The sequence below is a fragment of the Bacillus sp. FSL L8-0199 genome (assembly GCF_038005705.1).
GTDB lineage: Bacteria > Bacillota > Bacilli > Bacillales > Bacillaceae_G > Bacillus_A > Bacillus_A cereus.
This window is the reverse complement of record NZ_JBBOTS010000004.1, coordinates 234,058-259,772: the sequence shown is the minus strand read 5'-3', so window position 1 is coordinate 259,772 and position 25,715 is coordinate 234,058. Positions and strand designations below refer to the sequence as shown.

Genomic DNA, 25,715 nt, shown 5'->3' with positions numbered 1-25,715 from the left:
GACAAGCAGGACGAAAGAGGAAACAAAACTCACTTCGGTGGGATGTATCGTTTCTTACATAAAAAATATCCGCATCAGATCCGTGCGGTTATCGAGGAATTAACAACTGCATTACCATGTACGGGGAATCCCCTATTCAAAATTTGCAAAATGCAAAAAGGTGTAAAGCATACCAAACGATATACGACATTATATCTGTCTATTCATTCAGACTTCTTATGTTCGAAAGAAGCTGGAGAAGAACAACATAGGGATCCATTTACACCAAAAGCTACCTATGCTCGAAAAGCGAAATTTATCGAAGCAATCCTACAAGAGATGAATATCGGTGAATTGTCTGCAGACATGAATAAATTCATTCATGTATTAAAACATACTTGTCATCGTCAAATTCGCAGTGTAATCCGCGGACTACGTGACATGGTTGATCGAAAAGAAGGATATCCAACGAAAATTGTATATACATTGAAGAAACTATTGCATCAAACATCTCAATATCAAATTCTCGATACAGCAGCGAAAGAAGGTATCTACCCTCTTATTGCGCAGCATATACCAAAAGAGAGAAATAGTGACCGTGAGCAAGCTGTCTTTAATTTCGGTTTACATTATTCTATGTACTCTCTTCACAACATTAAGAAGATGTTTAAGAATGTGCATGCACTACTGAAGCAGAAGTTTGCGGTACCAGTGACGGAAGAGTCTTATCATCGTAATTACCTAAAATACCAGGAAGAAACGTTATTTAGAAAATATGCATATGATCAGGGGGTTAATCTCCATGCATATATCGCTTTAGAAATTGAAATGCGTGAAAAACTAAAAGTTCGTGGTCATAAAGAACGCACGATTCCAAGTGATGTTCGTGAATGGTTTATCGAGGCAATTGATAAGCTGCCACAAGAAAAACTTCGCGTTATTGAGCTACCAAAGCAGTTTAATTTACTAGAGTTTATGCGTACCTTCGAACGTTTAGTACGTGCCGGTGTAACAATAACAGCTCCAGATCAGGTGCTACACGCAATGGAAACAAAATAATAGTAAAGAGCTCTCTATTTTTGAAAAAATCGAAATTAGAGGGCTATTCGTAGTTGTTTCATTCATACTCCTTTTCTACTACTCTATTTATAAATACAAAATCAGAAGGACTTCATGTAAAATGAGGTCTTTTTTTATGCACTTCTATACAAATTCTCTTCTAGCATTATAGAAATCTCCACATAGTGCTAGGGAGTATTCTTTTAAAGTAGTAAAACCTATCTCATAATACCTACAAAAAATCAGAAGAAAAATAATAAAAATAGTGGATATGAGGAAAAATATACTTGAATGTGAATAATATTTTCCTGACATCATTGTAACTACTAGTGTCGTTGTATTTATCTAATAAAAATCATCAATAAAAATGTGAGTTATGTGCAAACACTGATTAATGTTAACAAATAGTAGTCTAATCTGGATAAAATGTGGATAATTGAACGTTAGATATTGCTGTATTTAACAAAATAAAGAAAATAAATCCTATTTTCATAGGTGGATAAATATAAAGTAATTTGTATCAATTTCTTTCCGATTTCATGTAGAAATACATAATTCTCTTTATGCTTTTTTGTAGAATTGATAGTCTAATAATTATTGAATTTCCGTATACATTTTCTACTATTTATGATTTTTTATGTTCTAACATCAGATATTCCCTTGTGGGAGTAGATCTTTCCCCTATTTTTGATAACCTATAATAGTTTTATCTTTATTTCTTTTTAATATATAAGATATATATTTATAATAGATTTTTAATACAGCTAGTATGATTGTTAATAAGATGTCCGACCTAATTGATAATATTTGTAAATTACGTTATAATAATGGAAAATAAACATAGCATTACCCACATACTAAAGGACAAACCTACGTATCCCTACCAGGGCGAGGTTTGTCCTTTTTTCATTTTAGTAAACAATTCATATTTGGAGGATTAAACATGACTGTACTTAAAGATACGACTTACTTAGATATAGATACCTATAACGAGATTAGATTTTTCAAAGGGATATTTTGGGGACTAATATTGGTAGTTCCCTTTTGGATTATTATGATAGCCACATTTATTATGCTTTGTAAATAATAATTAACATATCAAAAAAGAAAAGGGTTGTTTGTCCGTTTTCTTTTTTGATATGCCAGCAACCGTGCGTAGCAAAGGGCGGTAGCAAGTCTTTGATTTACTTTCTGTTATAATATACCCAAAGAAATTAGGTGATTATATTGAACGAGGCAATTAGCTTAGAAGAAACATTAGAAGCTTTTTCTATTTATTTAAAAGAAAAAGGTCGAAAACACTCTACGATCCAACGTTATGCATACGATATTAAGGATTTTCATAGATGGTTAGAAGTAAATGAGATACTTTCACATATCAAATCATGGCATGAACTATCTGGAGAAGCTTATCAAGCATATTTTTCGGAATTAGAAAGCAAACGTAAGTATTCCCTTAAAACAAGGCATCGAATATGGGTTGTCCTAAAGAAACTTCACATGTTCTTAGGGATAAATAGTCCAATAGATGACATCGAACTCTCTTTAATTCCAGATCAATCACTAAGTGATAAGGATTTTATTACCGAAGAGGAAGAAAAACTATTAAAACAAACTATCCTTTCAACAAGGGGGTTAACAGAAAGACAAGCTAAATATCGACCTCTTATTATGGATAGAAACGCTTGTATAATAAATTTAGTAGTAAACTATGGTTTATCCTTGCAAGAGCTTGTATCGCTTAATATGAGCCATATACAGTTTGCTAGAAACACCTTAATTGTTCCAGGGGAAAATGGAATGACTAGATCTATCTCTTTAACGGGAGAGGATACAAAACAACTATATAAATATTATAAAACGATTCCGGAGCCAGTAAGGCCTCGACAATATACAGATAATCCCCTATTTGTGGCATTTGATTTTAATCGTGGGACGTATCGATGGGTGTACGAAAATGATGCGCCAAAGGATTTGTCTGAGGTTGCAATACAAAAGATGATAAGACTTGAAGTGAAACGAGCGGAGTTAAATGGGCGTATTTCTGCCCAGCAAATGCGAAATACATTCATTATTCGTCTTATTAAGCTAGGGATATCAGAAGATGAATTGGTAAGCAGGATGGGGTTCAAAACTAAGATATCTTTAAAGCGATATTATCAATATTTGCAGCGCGTTTAAAACAATATAACAAAAGGTGTTTTAATCTATCGAAATGTAAAAAGACTACGGAAATTTTAAAAGCTAAAACAAGCATAACCTCGTTCTAAATTTAGGACGTGGTTAAAATATAGTAGTTTAACGTAATAAGTTGAGGGATAAAAAACTAGTAAATTAATGATTTGTCAACACACCATATGTTGATAAATATGTATAATGTGGTTTTTTTTACAAATTTATGAATTATAACAGGGAAATATATACAATTATTCCTCCCTATTGTATTTTTGAGGAGAAGTTCATTTGAACTAAAAATATTATAGCAGGAGGAGTTTTACTATGAAAAAAACTATTATTTCAGTACTAACTGCCACTATTTTATTGGGGGGAGGCAGCTTGGCAAGTGCCGAAGAAAAAACAACTAACAATTTAACATCCCCACTTATTACATCTCAAAATTCATACCAACAATTAGCTGGAAATTGGGTTGTAGATACTTTTAATGGACCAACGAATATGTTTATCGCGGGGAATACACCGAATGATTCTACAACAGCTATTCAAAAATTTAAATTAAGAAGTAATGCCACTGTTTCTATTAAAGGCTGGCAGGAAACTACAGCCAATGGTAAACCACCTAAAGTTTGGTATAAATTAGTCGATACTGAGACCAATAGAACAATAGATACAATCGAGATTCCTTCAGAATATAAGCAACATGGAACATGGTATTATAAAACATTTGACAATACTAAAGTAACAGCTGGAAAAAATTATAGAGTAGATGTTGTAAACAAATCAGAATATGGAACGAGAATTGGTTTTGATTTATATAACAACGTTTATGCGAATTAAAACGGAAATAAACGATTAGAATTTATTTTAAACCACAAAAGGCGTATTTCATTTATGAATACGCCTTTTGTGAATTTAATTTTTCTTAGCTGCTTTTGTATCTATTACTTTCATTACATTTTCATTATTTTTGATTATTTCATTAAAATGTTTTTCTTTATTCTCTTCTATGTATTTAATAAGCTTTTTAAACTCCATTATGATCGCTTCTTCTCTTTTACTTTCAGAACTTGCTCTAATTCACAAATAGAAAAAATCTCAATCTGCAAAAATCCTTTTAGAGCAATCCAAAACTCTTCATGGTCGTCTAATGATACCTGGAGAACGCTTTTCCAAACATCCATCCCAACCTCGTTATATTCAGGGCTTCCTTTTATAAGGCATGCTTTATGTATAGTAAACGAAACCGGATCAGTTTTTACATCTTGATATAGTACAAGTGTAGGAACCCAATCAATTGGAGTATTTAAGTGCATAAGATTCTCCAAACATTTCGTTAGAACGCTATTGTCTCCTATGCAATGTATTTCACCACTTATTGTATCTATTATGATTTTTTCATTTGGATGTATTTCTCTAACGTAAAATGGTACTTGTTCTGCATATTGTTTATATATCCGTTTAAAAGATTCTATGGCCTTTTCTATAGGAGGGTGTTGCAAAACTCATAAATATCCAAACATGAATGCATAAAAAAATCCGTTTTCCTGGAAGAATGATAGTAATCCAAACTATCTCCAGAAAGGACGGATTTACTAGTATGATAACCAATTTTGATCAGAATCAATCCATTTTACAAATTTTATTTGCGTATGTAGACAGTTTAACCAGTTTAACCATAGAAGGCGTTCCGCCTATTACAGGCCGTCCACCCATTTGTAGAAAAGCTTTACTCAAATGTTTTTTCTTGAAAACCGTATTCCAAATCAATTCTTTACGCAAATTGACTCGTTTTTTGCATCAATACCCTTCCTTTCGTGCATCTTGTGGTTTATCTTTTGTTCCTCATATTTCTACTTTTTCACGTGTAGGCACTTGGTTTCGTGAAGAAGGTATTCCAATCATTCATGAAAAGGTTCTTCAGGAACTTAATTTAGGACTGATTCCTTGTGTCTTAATTGATAGCACGGCCTTACGGAGTAGTTTGTATGATTCACAAGCGAAGTGGGGGAAATCGACTCGTTATGGTTGGTATAAAGGATATAAGGCTCATGTTTGTTCAACACCAGAAGGTGTTGTATTATCTTATGCGTTTACAACAGCGAACGTACACGATAGCAAGATGGCCCCTGTACTACTTCAAGACATAGAAGACCAACATGTGTTGTTTTCTATAGCAGACGCCGCTTATGATAGCCAACACATTTATAAAATTGCAGGTACGTGTGATATCTTTCCGGTAAATCCCATTAATTCAAGAAATGGCGAACAAATTAAAAGTTCACACCGCCGTGTGTTATCACTTTTTGTAACTACAACCTTTGGGAAACAGTTGATGAAAGAGCGCGGGAAAATTGAACAGCAGTTTAGCAATCTCAAAGATAAAGGGCTGGAACAGCCGCGCTGGTATGGACAAAATCGCTATCTACTGCATATCCAGCTAGTTTTTCTGATTCATAACATTGCATATTTATTTTAGTTTTGCAACACCCTCTATAGATGTCGCATTTATAAAACTTATTTTATGTTCCGTTGTAATTTCTAATATGTATAGGCGCATAATTAATCATCCCCTATATTTTTTCTATATTAACTGATACGTTTTATCCTTTTATTTTTGAAATAAAGAAAGTACCTATGTTAACGGTACTTTCTTTAAATATATCGTCTATTTAGTTATTAGGCTATTAGAAAAGATTCATTTGCAAATTCTTTAAGCATTTTTGCAAAGAAATGGTTAGTCTCTTCAGATAGCAGCTCCTCTGTTTCTATTAAACTAGACAGTCTATTTGTAAACTCTGCAGCATACAAAAGCTTCGTACTAGCTTTTTCATCTTTTTTAAACAATTGTTCATTCTTCATGGATTGAATTAATAGCTGAATTAGCATTTGTTTATGTTGTTCGTTCTTCTTTCCGTGGTACATATCCATTCCTAACCAATGACGAACAATTCGTTCAGCGTCTCTTGCTTCTGTTACATCTACTCTAGATACAACAAAGGTTAGCTTGTTCCATGTTAATTTTGCAACTTCATTGGAATAATTTGAAGGAAAGAAGAAAAAGCTTTGTTGTGTAATTCTTTGCCGCTCTTTAATCCAACGAAATAGTTCCTGCTTCCCTAGATGAATGTCTATTTCTACAAAAAATACGGGAAATGGAGACGTTGTTTTTTCCTCATTTATTGTACAATCGGGTTTGAACACCAATTCACCTAGATATGCGTGGTGTATAGGTTCCAATTCATCTCGGTATACTCTAATTCCATCCGTTTCATACCAGGCTTGCAGCACTGCCTCAATTTCTTTTTCAGAAATAAGATTTGTATTCATCTTTTGTTGTGTAAAAAGTAGATACTCTAAAAGCATTCTTCTACCTTCTACCGTAAGCCCTCCTGGTGCATAGTCTCCTTTTTCTGTGCGATCAAACATAATATAATCATATTCAGCATGATTTTGAATTGAAAACAAGTCCGAACCCCCTTTATTTTCGTTTTTAAGGAGTGTTTGCAGACTTCGCCTATTCATTACATTCCGATAACGAATATCGTTTCTAATGGAGCGTAAGAAGCTTTTCCATGATTGTAGATAAGCATAATCCGTATACCCCTCACTTATTAGCTGGGTTAGCATTTTATCCTCACCATTCATCATCAGGCAGGTCCAACATCCACTACGTGAGTTTGCAGCTCCACAAGCATTTCCCTGCTGTTTCCCACCTGTTTTGATGCCGCATTCAAACATAGCCTGTCCATACTGTATGCTCATTTCTTCCACATCTACACCAAAAGGCAGTATCCCTCTATCTAAAAGCAACATCCATACTTCATCACCGGTTAAGAATTTGACTGGATTAAAGCAGAGTATATTTTTCATGTCATTGTGACGTGAAAATAAAGATTCATTACTTACTGCATATTTTTGAATACTATGTCTTCTACGTGCGCTTTCTTCGTTACGAACGGCCAACGCAAGAACTCCATCATACTCTTCAAAGTAGTCCACTACATTTTTAGTTTGAGAATCTATAAGTATTTCCTTCATCTTACGCTGCATCGGTCTGACTTTAAGCAAATCAGTACACCATCGCAGTCTACTATTTCCTGTTGGTGGAAGCATCCCTCTACCTAGTAGTTTATACCAGTATGATTCTTTCATTAATGGTCTTACACTATGTACAATAAACGGAAGGTTTTGTTTAGCCGCACTCTTTTGGATTTTCTTTAATGTACGTGAGATATACGCAGTCATAACAGGTGTTTCCACCCCAACCTCGGAAGTTAATATATGAATAGGTTTTGTACGATCTTCTAGCGACAGCTCGGAAATCGCATCCCATAGCAATGTCAACATAGCAGAACTATCTTTTCCCCCGCTGTAACCTACAAAACAACAATCGCGAGATAAATAGACTTTTTTCATTTCCTCTTTAATTTCTTTATATATATCCATCATTTTATTTTTATCCCCATAGAAAAATAAGATTTTATTTTTTATGTATGGGGCATTCCTCCTCTTTTTGAGATAGAAAAAGAGAGTCCCTTAAAGGCACTCTCTTTTATGTATTTCCTCTATATTTAATCGATTACGATTTCATTTATATTTAGCTTGTTTAAGGTCTCTTTATAAAAACGAATTACTTTTTGAGCATGTTGTATAGCTACTAACCCATCTTGCACAGTAAGGGCTTCAAAATACGGATAACGAATGTCAGTAGCATAACCATTTAGCTGCACGCATTGTTCTAAAATCAATGAGAACTCCTCATCTAATCTACAACAAAATTTATGCAGCATTAAAAGGTTATGAGTTTTAGGGACTGGTCTACCGTTTAGTGCAAGAAATCCTTTTAGAAGTTTCTCCACACATTGTTGACTATGATAACAAATAATTGCAGTGGGGAAAGGTTTCATATCAGATAAGTAAATAGCAGAATCTAAATCGGATTTTGCTATGAATACCCACTCTTTTAGATCCTCAATATTTCTCATATAAGATCGTCCCTTCTAGAGCAATCTTATGTTCCATAGTTACAGTACGGCTAGCACGTTCTTGAAACTCTTCTGGTCCATACACTAAAATATCAACTGGCGTTTCCATTACATCGTAAATCCCCCAATTGATACGATTAATGACTTCTCTTTTTCTTTCTCCTACACCTTCCACAACAATACAGAGATCAAAATCACTGTCTTCATTTGGTGTGCCATATGCATGAGAGCCAAAAAGGATGATTTTTTGGACAGAAGATACAGTTTCACGAATCTTTTGCACCAATAGGTCCAATTCCCTTTGTACCTCTTCGTTAATCCGAATCACCCCTCGGATAATGTAATTAAATTGACGTTTAAGTATATTATACATGCGTTTCTCTTCTCCCTGCTATTATATATATTTTTTTTTATTGTTTTCTTGTTTTCCAACGTTTTGCAATGCTTGATAACATTCGTATACCTGCTTGAAGTCTCGCAAGAATCCATCATCAGAAATACTATGAAATCCTTTGAAGTTCTTTCTACACCAATATAAGAGATCAGATTTATCCTTAGCTAAAAAAGAATCCGGATAGAAATGAATCAGAGCCTCTGTTAGACAAGCCAGAAGCAATGGTATCATTTCGGGATCATGCTTTGATAAATCCATTACAGATACAACGGTATACTGTTTGTATTGGTAGTATTGTAGAACTCCATCACACATGTTTGTTGGTGTTAATGTACATTGTAATTGAGTGGAATTTAATTGATACACTCTCACTTTGTCCCCTCCTACATCATTACTCACCAATTGGCGCTGCTTTCATAAAAGCCTTTTGAGCATGGAAAATGATATAGTGATTTGATACGGTCCCTTCATCAAAAAGTTCATTAACAAACTGTGAAACAGACAATGCAGCGAATTTGTTTGTAATAACGCGCTGTGGTTCTGAAGCAGCCAATTCGGAACAACTTAATTGACTTGGAGCTGTTTCTTTTTCTTTAAAAGCATCTGGAAATAGGTCTCCTAGCGGCGGGAGAATAACCTCTCCATTTCGTTTAATACCACACACAACTTGGCCATTATACCCGCTATTTTTATAGTCCTTTAATTGCTGTGGAGTCCAATGCTTCTTGTCTATCTCTCTCCAATTAGTTGGTACTGTTACAGCTGTATTACCTACATCAATATAGATTAGATTTTCACATTGATTAAAGTATTGATGGAATACTTCCCTAGAGAATATGTTATCAACTGCCCCTATGAGAATAGGTAAATACAAATAGTTATCGTCCGCTTCCTTCTCTAAGATTTTATATTTGTTTTTATATAGTGAACCTAGCGTCTCTATGTCTTCAATATAACTCGAAGTAAATGAGCTTATATTTACTTTATGAGGTTTCTTGTATGCAGCAGTATACCGATCTCTAAGTACATCAGCTTTGTATTTACCAATGTCCTGTAGAACAAAGTGTTGATTACCTAGATTCTTTGATTCAACAACATCCGGATCAGCAGCAACTATTTCACCATTTAATTTAAAGATACTAACCATTTGTGCAATACTTTGGAGAATTAAACTTCCATTTGCTCCAGTGCCTACTACTACAATATGTGGTAAGATCTTCTTTCCTTCTGCGATATCGATAATAATACTCATTTTATATATCCTCCTAATTTTATTTTGAAAGAGCATTCTCTAAGTTTTTTAGATATGGAATTGTTAAATTTGTAATCCTATGCACGGTATACAAGTCAAATGAATGCATCAATAGTATCGATGCAGCATGATCTATTCCTTCCTCTTGCACAACGAATACAACATATTGGAGTAAATTCAACTGCACAACAAGCGTATTTACATATTCTTGATGTGAGTTTAAATCAATATGAGTATTCTTGCTCTGTCCTTCTAATGCTTCATATATGTACTTCATCTCTAACTTGCACATAAATTGAAATAGCTTGTAGTCATAATGTGGTTCCTCTAAAACACATTCATTTTTTGTAAGAAATAACAAGTAATGCTTTATCTTTGTAAGCATCGATACGTGAATTGTTTTTAAAATTGTCATAATAAAGAAGGAGACATGAATATATGTCTCCTTTACGCCCCCTTTGTAAATTTATTTTAGAAATCCAATCCCACTTAAATCATAATCTTCGCTAACCCCTTTAACGGAATACTCACCTGCAAATATGAGGTTTGGGTGAATAGAGTGGAAGGTATTTGCTATGCATGTCCGTACACGTAGTTCAGGGAATACATCCTCAATTCTTCCGACAATTCCATAAAGTATAGGTGCACGTTCGCTTTGGTCATCTATATCACTTGGTTCAGCTGAGTAACGATGGTGGCTATGTAATTCCATTACCTTCATAGCTATACACTGCATCTCTATATTTGTTTCTGGTATTACTAGATCCAGTGAAACCTTTTGGTTTGGAAAGTCCATGAAATAACCTCGTTCTCTACTGTAATAAATATCGGCATGTACCTCACATTCAAAATTACGAGAAAACCCTTGTGCAATGACAATAAAATCCATAAGCAATACTCTAGGAATTTCTCCACCAGGTAATAGATGATTCTTCAAGGCGGCAAAAGAATAGGGACAATCCAGAATTGGTTGTCCCTCTACGTTACTTACTCCTTTTGCGCCGACAGTTAAAATCGGAATTAGTGCATTTGTATCCTTATCAAATTTAATGACGGTTAAGTCTTTAACAAATGAGGGATAACAGTGCTCTAATTTTACGCGAATGTCCTCTGCTTCTATTTTTCTTACATTGGTAGAATCTCCATTTTGAACTGCGATTCCATGTGTAATTTCTTCCTCTGTGAACCAATCTACTAACGGTATATCTCCAAATACTACGTGACGAACAACCGTTGTTGTATTGATTCTATCTAGACAATCTGTAGCTTTTGAAGCCTTAGCTTTCTTGCTCGTCGTTGTCTTATTCTTTGCTTTTTCCTTTTTCTCTTCCTTTTTAGCAGTGGCTTGCTCTGAAGCAGCTTTTTTCACTGGTACTGTTATTTCCTCTACTTCTTTTTCCATATCAAAAAAATCGAATAAGTTATTCATAATAAAAAATCCTCCTGGTGTGTTTGCTTATATAAAATCCTGCTATATTTTAAAAAGTCATATTTGATTCTATTAGAATGGAATCATCGAAACTTTGGTTTTCAAATCGTTTAAATAACTCTCCTACTGGTTCTGTATGAGTATATGTAAGGTCATGGTTGAATGAACTTGCAAAGAATAAAACATGAAATGTTTCTAAATCTTTTAAAGTCCGGATCTCAGGAATCATAACTCTACCAGTACATACAGATCCATTAGCGTTAACATTTGAATAAGGAAATCGATAAAGTTTCATTCCTTCTTCTAACGACGTGTCTTCTTTTAAAGCAAAGATAGAAATATTCGTAACCTTATTTTGATACACCGTATAACGGAATAGTAGACGTGGAAAGCCTACTTGTTGAAACGGACGTTCAAAAAATTGAATATCCCATTGTGCTTTAGGAATTTCAATCCAAACAGATTGTTTGTCACCTTTTTGGGATAATACCTCATGTTTCACACAACCTTTTGGAAGAATTCCGCTCGATAGGTATGTATTGTCCTGTGTTTCCTGCTCCATTACTTCTTTTAAAGCCTCATAGAAGTCTTTAAATGTAACTACAGTTTCACCACGAGATAATCCGTCGTTTGACTGTTGAATCGTTACAATTCCTTTTGGCTCTAAAGCATCAAATATTGCTACTGTCTTCATTTGTTGTTTCCCCCTGCGTAAAGATTGTTTCCAATAAATCTAGTAACATCTCAAATTTATATGGTCCGTATAATGGTTCCTCGCCATAATAGAGATAAAGAGATTCTTCATCAATTTGGTAAGAATACTTTACTGGATAACAATCTAGTAATTTGGAAATTTTTTCTTTATGTTTCGGTGATATGCCGTCTATTGTCTCAGCTATAACACCCCATGTGTCCTCTGCTACTTTCTTTATTTCCTTTAATGGTATGTCGAATAGTGTAGAGAGCGTTTCATGCTCTTCTTCGTCAATAGGAAAGGCTTCTAATCCCATCTCTTCGATCATATCCGTCCCCAATTCCACAAATTCTTCTTCATGGTCTAATTCATAAATATTCTCTTGATCCAAGTACACGGGAGAATACTGGGTTACATTAATCGAAAGCGAATGCATTCTTTTAAAGTAATGTAAGTAATGAAATTGACACGGATAAAAGCAAGATAGATTTATATGTAATAGGTTCATGGAAAGTAAGAAGATAACAATCGTATCTGTGGATTCTATGTCCTTCCAACTTAATGTTTGATTTACATCTAAAAAGTCCACACAAGTTAGGATTTTATCGATTGCCTCATGAGAGATTTTGTTAAAATCTATTTCAACATCTTTTGAAAGACTTTCTAATATATATATTTCCTCTTGGTATCGTTGTTTAATCTGTTCCAGATTTACGATGCAATGGTGTTTATTTAACCTAAGAGCATGTAAATAGTATGAAATGGAGAAATTAAGATCATAATGAAATAATTTCTTCACTAGAATTCCCCCTTAATGTGGCCTTGAAAGTCCTTTGCTTTCATATAATATTCCTCTTTTTCTTCCCTTCAATAGTTGCTGCAAGTCGTATTACAATCTCATAATAATAAAGCACCCACTCATCAGATGAGTAATCCTCAAAACCACCCTCTAAATGTTCGATAAGTATATAATTCGGATATTTTATACTGTCATATGAAAAGAAATTAAAATCATTTAGCACGGAATTAAAATCAGATTGTGATAAATATTTTGATCCAATACATAAGTAGTAACCAGCCGTGTTAACATAGCAGCCATCAGCAGCCATTGAAAATATATCCGAGGTTAAATGCGAATAAATGTCCTCTATACACAATGATGAATCCTGAGAATTGTGTAGCGTCCCGTTTACAAGCTCTTCATCAGTTATGAAGGCAAAGTGACAAAAAACACGAGTTTGCTCATTAAAAGATGCAAGTGACTTATATAAAAGGTCAGGATCAAAATAAAAATTTTTCTTGTGTAAATTTTGTATTTTTAAAGGAAAAGGAATGTTATACTCTTTAATTAATTTTTGTAAACGAATGATTCGAATGTACATCTCCATCTCGTTTCCATGATTAAATAAAAATCTCATTTTCTAATCCCTTCTCTTCAACCTTCTCTAGTTGTTCCATAAAAAGGTTTAGATATAATAACTCTTTTAATAGACAATCTGGTCCACCACTTATGCCAAATGTTCCTGTAGTATAAAAACGAACATGGTGGCGTATTTGCTCAAATTGCTTTCCAAATTCATCTATATGTTCTAATGGTATGTTTTCTAAATCAGGTATTTCGTTTGCAATAAATCCATTTATAATCGATTCAAAAGATTGACGAAGTTCTTGATTATTAGGAAGGACTTCTTTTGACTGTAATAAGTCAAAGAAGTCACTGTGATTCATACTCATTTGGATTCCCCCTTACACACGAACCGGTAGAATTAACTGCAGATTAGAGTTAGTTTTGTCATCTGCTCCCACTATCACAATAGGTCTCTGGTTATTAATTATTTTTATCGTGATTGCTTCAGACGGTATTGTCTGTAGTGCTTGTAGCAGATATTCCACATTACAAGCAAACGTAAATGTTTCTTCTTGATCGCATGGAATTTCCACACTTGCAGTCCCTACTTGTGAGTTTTTTGGTTCAATTCTTAAAGATTTTTTTCCTTCTGAAGTAAACATTACTAATGTCGAGAATGCCGACAGCTGTTCTAATGTATTTTGTAACTCGCTACGTTCTACAGTTACATAGATATCTGAGTAATCGGGTATCATCCTTGATGTATCAGGATATATTCCGGCTAATAATCGAGATTGATAAATAATGCTCTCTCCTCTTATAAGAAGTTGCGTGTCACTAATCAATTTCATTTCTAATTTAGATTCTCTATTAAATAGTTTTAACGCCGTTTTAAGGGATTTACTTGGTAAGATGACTTCACCATCTTTAGCAGCAGGAATATGCGTACGTTCAAAACGTAACCTCGCTAAACGGTACGAATCAGTAGCAGTACATGAAAGCTCACCTTCCGTGGATTTTAAATTTAAACCCGTTAAGATTATTCGTGTATCTGATACTGCAATAGCATGTAAAGTTCTACTGGCAATTTTTGAAAATTGTTCTTGTGTCATCGTTAGCCAGTCTTCACCAGCTTCAATTTTGATTTCAGGATATTCTTCATGATCCATGGTACAAAAGCTAAATTGTTTCTTCGTATTTTCTACGATTTTCAATTCATTGTTTGTATGCTCTAAACCAATGAATTCACTTTTGAATTTCTTAATTGTTTTAAGAACCGGAGCAGCTGCAAAAAGCACCTTCCCCGGCTCAGTACAATCCCCACTGTTTACGTTAAAGCGTGTCACTAATGTTACCGTCTCTGTACCGTCTGAACCCATTAGAATCATTCCTTTTGAATTACACTCTAATAAAACACCTTGTAATGCTGGCATTGGGTTTTTAATGTCTACAGTAGCGCTAGCTTTCTCTAATTTTTCAATAAATAAAGTACGGTTAATTTTAAAATTCATAATAAATCCCTCCAAAAAAGTAATAAAAAAAGAACAGACCTCATATCCTGTTCATTCGTTTTCCTGCTATAAAACAAAGCTTTACGCGCTTTGTTGTTTTTTTAACTGTTGTATGAGTTGGTGAATGGCTTCTGTATGATCATGAAGTAACCATTCTCTAAAGGATGTAACATCACCAGGAATAAGAGCTGATAACCACCGGTTAAGCTGTTTCTCATTTCCAGGACGAATATTCTTCACTTCGTGAATCAACTGTAAACTAGTTAGCATTCCTTCTAAACCACCAATCGTCGTATCCTCAAAGGTTCTCGCTTGTGCGTTATAATTGTGATTATAGGCAAGTAGAATCTCCCTGGATGTAATACTTAATGGTTTTGCAAGTTCTTGTATGTTTTGAATTAATACTTCTAGACTTACTCGGCCATTCGATGGTTCCTTCTTTGATCTTCCTTGTTTATGTTTTTGCTGTAACATAGTAGGAGGTATGAAATAATATCCTTTCTTTTGATAAGAAACATAGATACTATTTGGGCCATTACTACGTGTAGAAAGTTCTACTTTAGTAGGTTTTACATTATAAAGGTATCTTCCCACGCCCCACAGCACAGCAGCTCTTTTTAAACTATTCGAAAAGCCACCTTTTACAGAACTGTAGTCAGATTCTTCACTGCCATCCTCTTTTGATATCCAACGCTCATTCAAAAACACGGAAATGGTACATTTTGTTGCCTTCTCACCCCATTTTTCATAAGACACTTGCCATTTATCAATACCAAAGACTTCATCAAATCGGTCCTGAATGGCCCGTGCGTCAACAAATGGAGCTACATACGCAAAAAAACGCCCGTCGCTTTCGAATGTATGTATAATCTTCCAACCTAATTGTTCAAATGGAAATTCGGCTTGTAAACTTTCCATATTCGTCATAATAATCCCCCTACATTAATTGATATTTCGAATTTGGGTGAATCCCCTTTTTCTTTCGAAATTCATCAATCATTTCACAAATAATCCCTCTATTTTCATGAAGCAGCCAATCCTCATAGGAAGTAATCTTCTTTCCTGATTGAATGGATAAGCGCTGATTTAACTCTTCTTTACTTGTATGACTGATATTCTTTGCTGCATAAATGAGACTTAAGCTTACTTTCAAGTCCCTTAAATCAGAAATAGTAATATCTTTAAATGTCGTAGCTTCCGTATTGAAGTTTTTATTGTGCGCTTGAAGCATTGATACAGAACTGATCCAAAAAGGGTTAGCTAGTTCTTTAATTTCTTCAATAATGTCATGTAAATGAGCATCATTTTGCAATTTCCTTTGTGATTTTTTCATGATGTTTCCCCCTAAGTAATTAAATAATCGCCTAAAGTGCTGGCTATAAAATAACTCCAAACTTGAAGACAACACAAAAAGGGCTTCTTCAAGTCGATTAAAAATGTGCATAGCAAAATAAGCTATATATACACTAATCGGCTCAAAGAAGCCCTTTCATAAATGAAACAAGACGCAACTTGCTTCTACAACTCAACCACAACACAATAAGGTGTGGGAATAAACGGAATCAAATAAACAATAAATATATCTGTATATTAAACTATATTTATTTTTCGTGCAAGTAAAAGAGTAAAACAAGAGTCACACTTTTTCGTAGTAAATATACAGGTATTGTATTTAATGCGTTTAAACATTATTTATACGTTCAACTTGTTATTGTAAAAAGATTTTAGCCTTAGATTACATATCAACATGAATAAAAAAATATTATATGGTAATTAATGGTATAAAGTGACTTGTATTTAGAAGAAAGGGGCGCTTGTTTATGGATAATAATCTTCCGAAAGAGATTATGGAGTTGAGACAAGAATTTAGACAAAACCGTTTTTTAAGAGTTGAGTTTGTAGCCATGCTTTCAAGACTTTTGAGGGAACATAAAGTAACAATAACACCTATTTTACTAGCAAATATACAACTTGCAATTTCAGAAGAAATTCCAGAGGATCAGATATCCTCGAGTATTGACCCACCTGATGAAGGTGGTGGAGATCCTATTATAGATCCTCCGGCATAACTTCATCCAATTAATAAAATTGACAAATAGAGAATTAGTTGTAATTGATTCTCTGTTTGTTAATGCTGGAAAAGGAGCGATCAAAATGATAAACAAGAACCTATCATTTCAAATAACATGGGATTGCGATGCGAAATGTGCTCACTGTTTTCAAGAACACGTAAACTACAATTTATCTATTGATAAAACATTGGAACTAATTAAATTTATGTCGTCTAGGTATAAACTGACACATATTAATTTTACAGGCGGAGAGCCATTTTTGAGATATGATTTTTTAAAAGAAGCTATCCAATTTAATAAGAGTTTAAATTTAAAATCTAGAGTGATTACAAATTGTAAGTGGTGTGATTCCGAAGAATTAATATATGAACGGCTTGTTGAATTAATTGCTAATGATTTAGATCTAATAACGATAAGTTATGACTATTTTCATTCGAAGTATATTCCACTTGATAATATTCTTATGTTTATAAAGATCTGCAATAAACTTGAGCTAGATGTTGTAATGTATTCTTCTTTATCAAAGGCTACAGAGCAGAAGACGAAAGGTTTAATAGAGGAGTTACAAAGTAAAACTAGTTTTAAGGTTATGTATAGATGGGTAATACCACCTAGAAACTCCAAATTAAAGACAACAGATACCAAAAAAATTGAGGATTTACCTAATTGCTGTTCGGCACAAAATATATTCACTATGTGGCCAAATGGTGAAGTGTTAACGTGCTGTTCAGTTGGGACAAGTAAAAAACTGTCTGTAGGTAACTTAAATCAAAATAATTTTGAAGAACTACTTAATCAAAGGTACAATGATCTATACAAGATAATTGAATATGAAGGACCAAAAGGAGTTTACGAAAGATTACCAAACGAAATCAAAAAATTGTTTAAAGATAAACAATATGTTAATAATTGTCATTTTTGTTCTGAAATAATAAATCATCCAGCTACATCTAACTATTTAAAACTTATGAGATTGAATGAATTTGATATTGTAAATAAATTACTACTTCAATAATTTTTTGGATTAAGATTATATTAATTATTCAAAAAGAGATTATATAATTAAAAAGACATTGAACAATTACGTTCAATGTCTTTTCCCTCTTATATACTTGTTAACTCAAAGTATAATTTTTCTGGTTTTCCATACATGTTAATTTCATTTTGATAAACAATAGCTAATGCCTGGGACATCTTAAGACTTTCCACATAGGATAATGAAGCGGCTGCTTCGATTTTTTCTTTAACTTCATTAGGTATAATTGAGTAAGATAAGCTATCCATTTTACTTCCTAATTTAGTATCTGTAGCAGCTTCATAATAAATTTCCGTAATTAAGACCTCATTATCATCTGGATCATACATATATCCTCGGTTAACTGTAATCATATTATAGACTCCTCTCAGGTTTTCGTTTTCTATTTCCTTGTGCTTTTAGCATTGCAACAAGTACCTTAATTCTATATAAATTCCCTAGTGCTTATTTTTCACATTCTATTCCTTATCTACTTTACTATAAATTTGGTATTACTCTCTTTCTTTACAGTCAAATTCAAAAATCTTTAACAATAATAAGAGACGATAAAGACCTGGTAAGTGTTTTTCTCCATAATAAATATATAATTCCTTCAATTCTTCTTTATAAGAAAATTGTACACCTAAATGGGTAGGAAGTTTCTCTAGTATCCTTGTGTTCTCCAACTCTATGTTTTGAATAATCTCAATAACAGTATGTGGGGATTCTTTTAAAATAGCTTTTAAAGTCTCATAAGAAACATGAAACAGTTCGCTACATTCTATTGCTCTTCTTTTATCATACTCTACTCGTTTTAGTTCTTCTTCCGTAGGCGGTATAGTAGAAGGTCTTCTATATTCAGATTTTACTACCTCTCTTTTGGATTCCATTGCTTTAATAAAAAAATGGCCCCATTCTTGGATACGATCTTCTATTTCGCATGGATTCCCATATTGATATTCAAAACTTCTTCTTTGAAATTCGAAATCACAGTCATCGTCACAATCATGATAATCGAGTTCCATAATGAAGTCCCTATAATCATAATAGTCGACATCGAAGTCTTTCATTCTATCCCCAATCATACCTACAGTATTTTGAAAAATAGTAATTTCACGACTTCTAATTGGTTCAGTGATTTCTTTTTTTTGAAAGATTGATATAATTTCCCCTAGTGATAATGCTGGTTTATCTAATGTAATTGCATGTTTATATTTCATCTAATCATCCTCTTTTCCAAATAAAAAAAGCACAAATTGTGTGCTGTTCTCATCTAGCATATTATTAGCCCCGAAGGTCTATGTAGCAGTGATTCCTAACTCGAAGACAACACAAAAAGGGCTTCTTCAAGTCGATTAAAAATGTGTATAGCAAAATAAGCTATAAATACACTAATCGGCTCAAAGAAGCCCTTTCATAAATGAAACAAGACGCAACTTGCTTCTACATCTCAACCACAACACAAAAAAGGTGTGGGAATAAACGGAATCAATTAAACAATAAATATAGTTATATATTAATCTATTTTTATATCGTATTCAATTGTTTTTGAATAAATAAAATTAAGAAGGGAAGTTATATGTAGTTGTTTTATGTACCATATAATAATGCCTCTGTTTCTACTTTTATAACTCCCCTCTTATTTTCTGTTCTTGGTGTTACTTCATGTACTGCAGTTCAAAATAAAGTTTTTCGGGTTTTTGATTCTGGTCTAAATAACAAAGTATTTCTGGAATGGTTTGTTCGTCTACTTCCATACTTTCCATATAGGACATACTTTCACTTTCTTGAACATTTTTAAAAATGGAAGTAGGTAGTTTTTCTGCAGCAAACACACTCATTTTGCTGCCTAACTTTTGGTCGGATGCAGCGTTGTAGAAAATTTCGTTCACAATGACCTCATTATCGTCTGGATCATACATGTACCCTCGTTGTATACGTAGCAATGCTTTACCCCTTTCAAATATATTCCTTCATGCGGATGATTATATTTGTATATATTGTTTTCCTGCATGAAGGTGTCAAAGAATATTATTTCGTAAAATCCGTAATTTGTATAGGGGCAGATACAGGATAATTAATTTTCAGTAGTTGTTTATAATGAGAAGATTGTTTGCTACCAATTTGAAATGGTAATTATGATATTCTATTTTCTTTCTATTTATATATGTTAGAATTATGAATGTAAATAATATTTTATGTAAGTATAGGAGGATTTATGAAATTCTTCTTGATGAGGAGTAATTGGCGCATTTGAAACATGGTGGAGGAACAAAGAAAGATACTTATTAATGGTCCATATAAATTACACTCTAGTCGTTCTAATTTTACAGAATTACAGTGATGAATACGAAAAAATGATACTTTTGATTATTATTTGGCTGTATTTGAACCATACAGAGGGAAAGGGTATGCGAAAGAAATGATTCTTATGGTTCTTCGTTTCTTCTTTTTGGAGTTTGCTTATCCAAAAGTAAATACAACTGTTTATTCTTTCAATAATCCATCCATGCGCTTGCATGAAAAATTAGGTTTCATGCAAGAGGGGCAACTGAGAAATATCCTTTTCACTAAAGGAGCTTATTATGATGGTATTTGCTACGGAATGACAAGGCAGGAATTTGAACTGAATCATGCAGAGTATTACTTTTAAAAAAATAAAATATAAATTACTTACATGAACCTTATTATGGATAGTATTAAAACATAGCAAAAAGCTGATTCTCCTGTGTTGAATAGATCATTAAAGAAGGCTTATTTATTTTCCCTCAGAATAAACAGTTATATTTTATCTAATTTCCTTAAATGTAAAAAGGGGGTAGTTAAATTTGAATAGGAAAATTTGGTTTATATTTACCTTTTTAGCTATTTTAGTAGCTAGTTATGTTGTTGTTCAATATTTTATTTTAGATGGATTTCAAACGGGACTTGTAAAAGCGAAGCTAATGTATGTATCTAAATTAAGTAATTTTTGGTATATTATGTTATTTTTACATATTACAACTAGTATATTAGCATTAGTAATTGGTCCGTTTACATTATCCACAAAATTTAGGGAAAAGAATATCAGCCGTCATCGGATGGTCGGGAGAATCTATATGGTTGGTATATTATTAGGTGGCATTTCAGGACTGTACTTATCCTTTTACGCTATGGGGGGATTGGTAGCAAAGCTTGGTTTCGGCTTGTTATCCGTATTTTGGATAACATCAGCATATCAAGCATTAAATAGAGTTAAGAATAAAAAAATTCAAGACCATCAGAATTGGATGATCAGAAATTATTCCTTAACCTTTGCAGCAGTTACATTACGACTTTGGCTACCATTATTTGTATTACTATTTGGATTAGAGCAGTTTGAACTTAGTTACACTATTATTGCTTGGTTAGCGTGGGTACCGAATTTAATCATTGCGGAATTATTTATAAGACAAGGACATAATAAAGGAAAATTCCAGGAAAATGTAGATTTACAACGCTAAGCATATTTTCAAGATGATGCCCCATTTCTATAAACTTAACAATTTTTAAAACCCCAAAATAAAAAATGTACATTTTCACCGTGAGATGCCTATTTTCTCGTTTTGGGGTATTTTATTTTTTTAGCTTGATGGGCATGAGGTTTAGCCTACATTACGAAATTCTAAGGCTTATATAAGAAAACTAGCCACCCCTTAAGAGTGCAGGGGTGGCTTAGTTTGTTATGAATAACTTTGTATTTAATTGTTTAATCTCCCCTTCTGCAAGAGGCTGATAAAAAGCATGTTGTAATCCTTGTACATGTAACGTCTCCCCTACACATAATAAAACTCTACCTGGAATTAAATCTAATAATAGTTCTTTATTAATACGCTGTGCTTGCTGAATAGTAGAAACATATATAACTAACATTGTAGGGTTATTCCCCAAATCCCTTATGATAATATCTTTTCCTGAATCTACAAAATTTTTCCATCTGAAAATAATTCGTTTTAAGCGATCTTTTTTATCTGTTAATAGAGTGGAGTATACAACGAAATTAAATTTATGATCTACTCCGCCTTGCACAGCAAAACTTAAAGGAGGGGTAAAAACCCCTTTACTAATAGATGGATGCATAACATGTCCTAAAAACGATGGAGCATAACGCAGATGGCAGATTAAATCTATATCGTGCCAATATCGTAGGTGAACATATTTACCATGATTATCAATTCGTTCTGGTGCAAAAAAGAACATATTTCCTTGCCAGTATTTTAATAGCTTATAACCATTATCGGATAATGTATATGTTTCTTCAAAGATCTCCATATCAAAACTCTCCACTTGCCATTTTTCAATTAGACGATAGTAAAGTAATCCTTGAAGTGCATCATTTATTTTCTTGCGTGAATATTTATCCTTGAATAAATATAATAAATGATTAAACCGAACAGATGTATGAACACCAATGAAAGCAAGTACGGTATACTGTTCTTCTGTTAAACGCTGCTTAAACTTAACCAATTCGTCAAAAGAATGGAATACATAGGTTTTATTTAGTTCATGTATTCGATATATTTGAAGTCCCTGTACATCCTCGCTTGATAAATGAGGAATAGAAGGGACATATGTAGACAATTGTTTCTCTATTGTACGCATAGTCATCCATTAAAATTGGAAAATTGACGAATTAGATTTTTTACTTTGTCCCTGCGGATAATTTAGGATACGCACTGTTCCTTTTCTATTTTTGGCATCGATATTAAGCAGCTCACATGTAACAATCGTTTGATTCTTTGCATCTTCTACAGTTGGATTGGCAAGATTACGGCTCTTAAGTCCTTTAAACTGAATTCCTGGTGCAACCTCTACGAAAATACCCGCAATAGCATCTACCCCTACAATTTTACCTACAAATCGGTCACGGCGTTTCTTTAGTTCCAACAATTTTTCAATTGGATCTGTTTCTAGTTTCTTTTTATTTCCTCTAAATTCATAACGGCCATCCTTTTCCACTACTTTATCGATGATAAGTTCTACTACATCACCAATGACGATATCCTCCGGACGAACGAATGAATAAGACCAGTGTGAGTACCTTACCCCAACTGTTACGCCATGAATTTCAACTAAGACAGTTTGTGCAGATGGAATATGCCCTGAAACGGTTCCTGTGTATACTTTATTTCCTTCTTGCGCTGTTACTTCTTCGTATAATCTTTTTTGAAGTGCCAATTCCCCTGCTGTGATAGATACAACAGCAAAGTTGCCTTCTTCAGTTTTCTGGAAGTGTTCAATGATAACAGGCTTTGTTCTACCCACTAGCCATTGAGGATTTTTAGGTACATTTATACCTGCCTCTGTAATGGGGCAATATGCTGTTGTATGAGTACCAATTTGCATTGTAAGCACTTGTATACGCTCTGACTTTCCGTTTTTAGTCGGGAATAGCTTTTCGGATACGACTGTAATCAAGCCTTTTCCTACAGTACGCTCACGTTTCATACGGGCTAATTCCTCTAGTTCATGTTCACGTACTCGCTCAAATTGATTAAAGTTTGTTTCTAACAGTGTTTCACCTTGTGGGTTTTCTGATTCAAAAGCCATTCCAAGTTCTTCTACAGTTTGAGTGTTTGTCTTTTCTTCTGCCATTATATTTTCCTCCTAGAACGTAAAAAAGGACACACCTGTACCGTTGGGATGGTACGTAAGGTGTGTCCTTCACGTAGATTATGTTTTATTTATATAGTTGTTAATACAAATATAATGGTATTTTCACTCAAATGCAAGAATAATTTTTAAATCATAAATTTACTATAGGTTCATACCAGTTCTAGAATTACGCCAATATTGTCTAGAGCCTGCCCCTACCCCTCCCTACTTGGATAATAGCAGTAGAAAGTTTTACTCAAAATAAAATCTAGAATGTATTTTTCTAAACTTTTTCTGCTACCTGCTGTATATTTACCAACCTTAAATTAAAATCTAGAATGCAGCCTTTCTAGATTTAATTTGAGGTTTAAAATCTATTAATCAAAGATATTGTTCAATTCCTTACTCAATGCGTTCGATGTTTTTTTATTTGGCTTCTCAATATTATTAAGCAGCGACTGCGTAGTGTTTTTCTTCTTTTTTTGCTGAGATTTTAAGTGCTCTTGGCGTTCACTATAGCTCATACGTTTATATTCTGGTTGCTTCGCATCATTTCTCGAATGATCTTCCCTATTTTTTTCTAAGTTTTCATGAACTGTAATACTAATAGATTCATATACTTTTGCTACATCTTCATCAAGCTTATTTTCTTCCGTATGATTAAGCGTTTCTGCGATTGGGATCGTGTTGATTTCTACATATGTTTCGTCTGACTCTGTTTTTGTAACTGGAATTGAAGTAGATTCTATATTTATTTCTGCAGTTTCTATTATTGGAACGGGAAGTCTATCTGATCGGAATTCTTCTAGCAGTGGTTCAGTCTCATCGGGAATCCCGGAATAAATGATGGAATCCGTATTCCAATCTTGCTCTAGCATAGTAATAGATAATTCTTTGTTTAGTTCTGATATCTCCACGTTTATTTCATGGTATTCATCCATTAGAGGTGATTCTATATCTATGACTTCCTCTATTTCTTCGTTTATGACTGGTTCTGTTATTGCAGTGCTTATACTTTCTATATGTGTTTCCTCTTGTACGGTTCCTTTGTCTTCGCTTGGAATTGCTACTTTCTGTGAAATAGTATTGTCTGAAGTATGAGTATTATTAACACTTGGTTCTTCTGGAATACTACTACTATTTGAAATTAATACTTTACGAGGACCATCCCCTGTGTAAGAACTTACAACTAGATTTTGTTCTAACTTCTCAATACATTGCATAGCTTTCATATAGCCGATCTTGAATTTTCTTTGCAGAATAGATGGCGAGACTTGCTGGGATTCAACAATGAATTCCTTAATATCTTCATACAACTTATTTTCAGCTTCATCATCAACATCTCCCTGCTGATCCATAGTTGCAGGTTCATTAGATAAGGTTTCATTATGAGACTTGTGTACCTTATAATCTTCCAATGATACAATGTGCTGTTGCTCTTCGGTTGTTTCTACAGAGCTATTTTGTTTCAGCTCATCCTCTTGTATAGGCGGCAAAGGTTGTATTTTTTTCATGTTCTCTGCGTCTACATGCTTCATAGGATTTGCTTTTGCAATAGATTCATTAATAAGACGAAGACGTTCATTTTCCCAATATTGCCCTGTTTCTATATCTACTTGGATGATTGCTTGGGCGAATTCTTCTTTTGGTACAAAGTTACTTGTAATTTGTTGTACAGGTTGCACATGATTATCTTGTACTATACGAGCAGCACAGATGAATGCACCTTGTGCCATGATATCCCCTGGTGACATAACAACTTCTTTCGCTTTTTGGTAGGTTGATCCTAGTCGACTAACAGGATTATCTTGCATAGGAGAAATACCCTGTTCGGATTCTGCCTCTTTAAATTCCTCTTTCTCACCAAACATGTCAGAGAAAATTTTTGCATCATATGGCGTTACATCTCCAAATATCATTTTGTTACGGAATGAACCTAGTAAGGTAAACATATATTGCTCAGTAAAGTCGAGAGCTAATTGAGATAGTGTTTGGCTAGCGATTGTTAGAATTACTTTATATTTACGAGATTGTGCAGGGAATTCTTTAAACGGCCGAACAAATGTGTAGCATCCTAGCCCGAGAGGGCTGGGGTAGCTACTAACCCTTACGGGTCGCGATAGGTAAAGCTTTGAATTTATCTCTACTTTTTCCCCCGCCCCACACCGTGCGTGCGACTTTCACCG

27 protein-coding genes and 3 pseudogenes are annotated in these 25,715 nt (G+C 33.7%); 8 read left to right on the top strand and 22 right to left on the bottom strand.

Annotated features, from left to right (window positions below):
* The 3 genes and pseudogenes from NST86_RS33045 to NST86_RS33035 all read left to right on the top strand — a co-directional run.
* Positions 1-1,038, top strand: a pseudogene (locus NST86_RS33045) (hypothetical protein); the annotation flags it as partial.
* A 1,227-nt stretch (positions 1,039-2,265) separates the two neighbouring features.
* A complete protein-coding gene (locus NST86_RS33040) occupies positions 2,266-3,219 on the top strand; it encodes a tyrosine-type recombinase/integrase (protein WP_340935428.1) in 954 nt (317 codons plus the stop codon).
* A 375-nt stretch (positions 3,220-3,594) separates the two neighbouring features.
* A complete protein-coding gene (locus NST86_RS33035; RefSeq protein ID WP_340935427.1) occupies positions 3,595-4,053 on the top strand; it encodes a hypothetical protein in 459 nt (152 codons plus the stop codon).
* 75 nt (positions 4,054-4,128) lie between these two features.
* Here NST86_RS33035 and NST86_RS33030 read toward each other — a convergent pair whose 3' ends face one another.
* Together NST86_RS33030 and NST86_RS33025 are read right to left on the bottom strand one after the other, a co-directional pair.
* Positions 4,129-4,251: a hypothetical protein gene (locus tag NST86_RS33030; RefSeq protein WP_254914284.1), complete on the bottom strand. Its 123-nt coding sequence runs from the start codon at positions 4,249-4,251 to the stop codon at positions 4,129-4,131.
* Complete coding sequence (locus tag NST86_RS33025; RefSeq protein WP_445661339.1) at positions 4,251-4,715, bottom strand: hypothetical protein; 465 nt, start codon at positions 4,713-4,715, stop codon at positions 4,251-4,253. The genes NST86_RS33030 and NST86_RS33025 overlap by 1 nt, the downstream gene beginning before the upstream one ends.
* Positions 4,716-4,813: 98 nt before the next feature.
* On the opposite strand from NST86_RS33025, the gene NST86_RS33020 reads away from it, so the two are divergent.
* On the top strand, positions 4,814-5,692 hold the full coding sequence (locus tag NST86_RS33020; protein ID WP_327953197.1) for a transposase: 879 nt from the start codon (positions 4,814-4,816) through the stop codon (positions 5,690-5,692).
* Positions 5,693-5,892: 200 nt separating this feature from the next.
* Here NST86_RS33020 and NST86_RS33015 read toward each other — a convergent pair whose 3' ends face one another.
* The 14 genes from NST86_RS33015 to NST86_RS32950 form a co-directional block, all read right to left on the bottom strand.
* Positions 5,893-7,665 (bottom strand): phosphoadenosine phosphosulfate reductase domain-containing protein, encoded by a 1,773-nt coding sequence (locus tag NST86_RS33015; protein ID WP_340935426.1) that lies wholly within the window; start codon positions 7,663-7,665, stop codon positions 5,893-5,895.
* 122 nt (positions 7,666-7,787) lie between these two features.
* Complete coding sequence (locus NST86_RS33010; RefSeq protein WP_340935424.1) at positions 7,788-8,201, bottom strand: HEPN domain-containing protein; 414 nt, start codon at positions 8,199-8,201, stop codon at positions 7,788-7,790.
* A complete protein-coding gene (locus tag NST86_RS33005; RefSeq protein WP_000282360.1) occupies positions 8,188-8,574 on the bottom strand; it encodes a nucleotidyltransferase domain-containing protein in 387 nt (128 codons plus the stop codon). The genes NST86_RS33010 and NST86_RS33005 overlap by 14 nt, the downstream gene beginning before the upstream one ends.
* A 21-nt stretch (positions 8,575-8,595) precedes the next feature.
* Positions 8,596-8,967 carry a hypothetical protein gene (locus NST86_RS33000; RefSeq protein WP_088021445.1) on the bottom strand — a complete coding sequence of 124 codons (372 nt, stop codon included), beginning with the start codon at positions 8,965-8,967 and terminating at the stop codon, positions 8,596-8,598.
* 19 nt (positions 8,968-8,986) lie between these two features.
* A complete protein-coding gene (locus NST86_RS32995; protein WP_340935423.1) occupies positions 8,987-9,847 on the bottom strand; it encodes a ThiF family adenylyltransferase in 861 nt (286 codons plus the stop codon).
* A 19-nt stretch (positions 9,848-9,866) separates the two neighbouring features.
* Positions 9,867-10,262 carry a hypothetical protein gene (locus tag NST86_RS32990; protein WP_340935422.1) on the bottom strand — a complete coding sequence of 132 codons (396 nt, stop codon included), beginning with the start codon at positions 10,260-10,262 and terminating at the stop codon, positions 9,867-9,869.
* Between the two features lie 51 nt (positions 10,263-10,313).
* Positions 10,314-11,276, bottom strand: coding sequence for a hypothetical protein (locus tag NST86_RS32985; protein WP_103622557.1), 963 nt, complete (start codon positions 11,274-11,276; stop codon positions 10,314-10,316).
* A 49-nt stretch (positions 11,277-11,325) separates the two neighbouring features.
* Positions 11,326-11,970 (bottom strand): hypothetical protein, encoded by a 645-nt coding sequence (locus tag NST86_RS32980; RefSeq protein ID WP_340935421.1) that lies wholly within the window; start codon positions 11,968-11,970, stop codon positions 11,326-11,328.
* Positions 11,948-12,769, bottom strand: a complete 822-nt coding sequence (locus NST86_RS32975) for a hypothetical protein (RefSeq protein WP_325834955.1) — start codon at positions 12,767-12,769, stop codon at positions 11,948-11,950. The genes NST86_RS32980 and NST86_RS32975 overlap by 23 nt, the downstream gene beginning before the upstream one ends.
* A gap of 40 nt (positions 12,770-12,809) precedes the next feature.
* Positions 12,810-13,388: a hypothetical protein gene (locus NST86_RS32970; protein WP_340935420.1), complete on the bottom strand. Its 579-nt coding sequence runs from the start codon at positions 13,386-13,388 to the stop codon at positions 12,810-12,812.
* Positions 13,372-13,704: a hypothetical protein gene (locus tag NST86_RS32965; protein ID WP_003319690.1), complete on the bottom strand. Its 333-nt coding sequence runs from the start codon at positions 13,702-13,704 to the stop codon at positions 13,372-13,374. Before NST86_RS32965 ends, NST86_RS32970 begins: the two co-directional genes overlap by 17 nt.
* Positions 13,705-13,716: 12 nt before the next feature.
* On the bottom strand, positions 13,717-14,829 hold the full coding sequence (gene dnaN, locus NST86_RS32960; protein ID WP_340935419.1) for a DNA polymerase III subunit beta: 1,113 nt from the start codon (positions 14,827-14,829) through the stop codon (positions 13,717-13,719).
* An 81-nt stretch (positions 14,830-14,910) separates the two neighbouring features.
* Positions 14,911-15,756, bottom strand: a complete 846-nt coding sequence (locus tag NST86_RS32955) for a Rad52/Rad22 family DNA repair protein (RefSeq protein ID WP_340935418.1) — start codon at positions 15,754-15,756, stop codon at positions 14,911-14,913.
* Between the two features lie 10 nt (positions 15,757-15,766).
* Complete coding sequence (locus tag NST86_RS32950; RefSeq protein WP_340935416.1) at positions 15,767-16,162, bottom strand: hypothetical protein; 396 nt, start codon at positions 16,160-16,162, stop codon at positions 15,767-15,769.
* A 487-nt stretch (positions 16,163-16,649) separates the two neighbouring features.
* Between NST86_RS32950 and NST86_RS32945 the strand changes: the two genes are divergently transcribed.
* On the top strand, positions 16,650-16,898 hold the full coding sequence (locus NST86_RS32945; protein WP_277615630.1) for a hypothetical protein: 249 nt from the start codon (positions 16,650-16,652) through the stop codon (positions 16,896-16,898).
* A gap of 85 nt (positions 16,899-16,983) precedes the next feature.
* A complete protein-coding gene (locus tag NST86_RS32940; protein WP_340935411.1) occupies positions 16,984-17,916 on the top strand; it encodes a radical SAM protein in 933 nt (310 codons plus the stop codon).
* Positions 17,917-18,005: 89 nt separating this feature from the next.
* Here the strand turns inward: NST86_RS32940 and NST86_RS32935 are convergent, their stop codons facing one another.
* From NST86_RS32935 to NST86_RS32925, 3 genes are all read right to left on the bottom strand, one after another.
* Complete coding sequence (locus NST86_RS32935; protein WP_340935409.1) at positions 18,006-18,290, bottom strand: hypothetical protein; 285 nt, start codon at positions 18,288-18,290, stop codon at positions 18,006-18,008.
* A 138-nt stretch (positions 18,291-18,428) separates the two neighbouring features.
* On the bottom strand, positions 18,429-19,136 hold the full coding sequence (locus tag NST86_RS32930; RefSeq protein ID WP_340935408.1) for a hypothetical protein: 708 nt from the start codon (positions 19,134-19,136) through the stop codon (positions 18,429-18,431).
* Between the two features lie 438 nt (positions 19,137-19,574).
* Positions 19,575-19,838 carry a hypothetical protein gene (locus NST86_RS32925; protein WP_002164774.1) on the bottom strand — a complete coding sequence of 88 codons (264 nt, stop codon included), beginning with the start codon at positions 19,836-19,838 and terminating at the stop codon, positions 19,575-19,577.
* A gap of 428 nt (positions 19,839-20,266) precedes the next feature.
* Here NST86_RS32925 and NST86_RS32920 point away from each other — a divergent pair.
* Together NST86_RS32920 and NST86_RS32915 are read left to right on the top strand one after the other, a co-directional pair.
* Positions 20,267-20,569: pseudogene (locus NST86_RS32920) on the top strand (GNAT family N-acetyltransferase); the annotation flags it as partial.
* Positions 20,570-20,744: 175 nt separating this feature from the next.
* Entirely contained in the window at positions 20,745-21,398 is a 654-nt protein-coding gene (locus tag NST86_RS32915; RefSeq protein ID WP_340935407.1) for a DUF2306 domain-containing protein, read from the top strand.
* A 211-nt stretch (positions 21,399-21,609) separates the two neighbouring features.
* Here the strand turns inward: NST86_RS32915 and NST86_RS32910 are convergent, their stop codons facing one another.
* The 3 genes and pseudogenes from NST86_RS32910 to NST86_RS32900 form a co-directional block, all read right to left on the bottom strand.
* On the bottom strand, positions 21,610-22,536 hold the full coding sequence (locus tag NST86_RS32910) for a hypothetical protein (protein WP_086423596.1): 927 nt from the start codon (positions 22,534-22,536) through the stop codon (positions 21,610-21,612).
* A 9-nt stretch (positions 22,537-22,545) separates the two neighbouring features.
* Positions 22,546-23,529 (bottom strand): RNA-binding protein, encoded by a 984-nt coding sequence (locus NST86_RS32905; RefSeq protein ID WP_086423597.1) that lies wholly within the window; start codon positions 23,527-23,529, stop codon positions 22,546-22,548.
* A 377-nt stretch (positions 23,530-23,906) separates the two neighbouring features.
* Positions 23,907-25,589, bottom strand: a pseudogene (locus NST86_RS32900) (DNA translocase FtsK); the annotation flags it as partial.
* Between the last annotated feature and the right edge of the window lie 126 nt (positions 25,590-25,715).

What these genes read in the sequence shown, in the direction of transcription:
- NST86_RS32930 (WP_340935408.1), bottom strand. Translation starts at nt 19,136, where the DNA reads ATGAAATATAAACATGCAATTACATTAGATAAACCAGCATTATCACTA.
- NST86_RS33010 (WP_340935424.1), bottom strand. Translation starts at nt 8,201, where the DNA reads ATGAGAAATATTGAGGATCTAAAAGAGTGGGTATTCATAGCAAAATCC.
- NST86_RS32905 (WP_086423597.1), bottom strand. Translation starts at nt 23,529, where the DNA reads ATGGCAGAAGAAAAGACAAACACTCAAACTGTAGAAGAACTTGGAATG.
- NST86_RS32990 (WP_340935422.1), bottom strand. Translation starts at nt 10,262, where the DNA reads ATGACAATTTTAAAAACAATTCACGTATCGATGCTTACAAAGATAAAG.
- NST86_RS32970 (WP_340935420.1), bottom strand. Translation starts at nt 13,388, where the DNA reads ATGAGATTTTTATTTAATCATGGAAACGAGATGGAGATGTACATTCGA.
- NST86_RS33020 (WP_327953197.1), top strand. Translation starts at nt 4,814, where the DNA reads ATGATAACCAATTTTGATCAGAATCAATCCATTTTACAAATTTTATTT.
- NST86_RS33015 (WP_340935426.1), bottom strand. Translation starts at nt 7,665, where the DNA reads ATGATGGATATATATAAAGAAATTAAAGAGGAAATGAAAAAAGTCTAT.
- NST86_RS32965 (WP_003319690.1), bottom strand. Translation starts at nt 13,704, where the DNA reads ATGAGTATGAATCACAGTGACTTCTTTGACTTATTACAGTCAAAAGAA.
- NST86_RS32985 (WP_103622557.1), bottom strand. Translation starts at nt 11,276, where the DNA reads ATGAATAACTTATTCGATTTTTTTGATATGGAAAAAGAAGTAGAGGAA.
- NST86_RS33005 (WP_000282360.1), bottom strand. Translation starts at nt 8,574, where the DNA reads ATGTATAATATACTTAAACGTCAATTTAATTACATTATCCGAGGGGTG.
- dnaN (WP_340935419.1), bottom strand. Translation starts at nt 14,829, where the DNA reads ATGAATTTTAAAATTAACCGTACTTTATTTATTGAAAAATTAGAGAAA.
- NST86_RS32955 (WP_340935418.1), bottom strand. Translation starts at nt 15,756, where the DNA reads ATGACGAATATGGAAAGTTTACAAGCCGAATTTCCATTTGAACAATTA.
- NST86_RS32980 (WP_340935421.1), bottom strand. Translation starts at nt 11,970, where the DNA reads ATGAAGACAGTAGCAATATTTGATGCTTTAGAGCCAAAAGGAATTGTA.
- NST86_RS32945 (WP_277615630.1), top strand. Translation starts at nt 16,650, where the DNA reads ATGGATAATAATCTTCCGAAAGAGATTATGGAGTTGAGACAAGAATTT.
- NST86_RS32995 (WP_340935423.1), bottom strand. Translation starts at nt 9,847, where the DNA reads ATGAGTATTATTATCGATATCGCAGAAGGAAAGAAGATCTTACCACAT.
- NST86_RS32925 (WP_002164774.1), bottom strand. Translation starts at nt 19,838, where the DNA reads ATGTATGATCCAGACGATAATGAGGTCATTGTGAACGAAATTTTCTAC.
- NST86_RS33030 (WP_254914284.1), bottom strand. Translation starts at nt 4,251, where the DNA reads ATGGAGTTTAAAAAGCTTATTAAATACATAGAAGAGAATAAAGAAAAA.
- NST86_RS32940 (WP_340935411.1), top strand. Translation starts at nt 16,984, where the DNA reads ATGATAAACAAGAACCTATCATTTCAAATAACATGGGATTGCGATGCG.
- NST86_RS32950 (WP_340935416.1), bottom strand. Translation starts at nt 16,162, where the DNA reads ATGAAAAAATCACAAAGGAAATTGCAAAATGATGCTCATTTACATGAC.
- NST86_RS32910 (WP_086423596.1), bottom strand. Translation starts at nt 22,536, where the DNA reads ATGCGTACAATAGAGAAACAATTGTCTACATATGTCCCTTCTATTCCT.
- NST86_RS32935 (WP_340935409.1), bottom strand. Translation starts at nt 18,290, where the DNA reads ATGATTACAGTTAACCGAGGATATATGTATGATCCAGATGATAATGAG.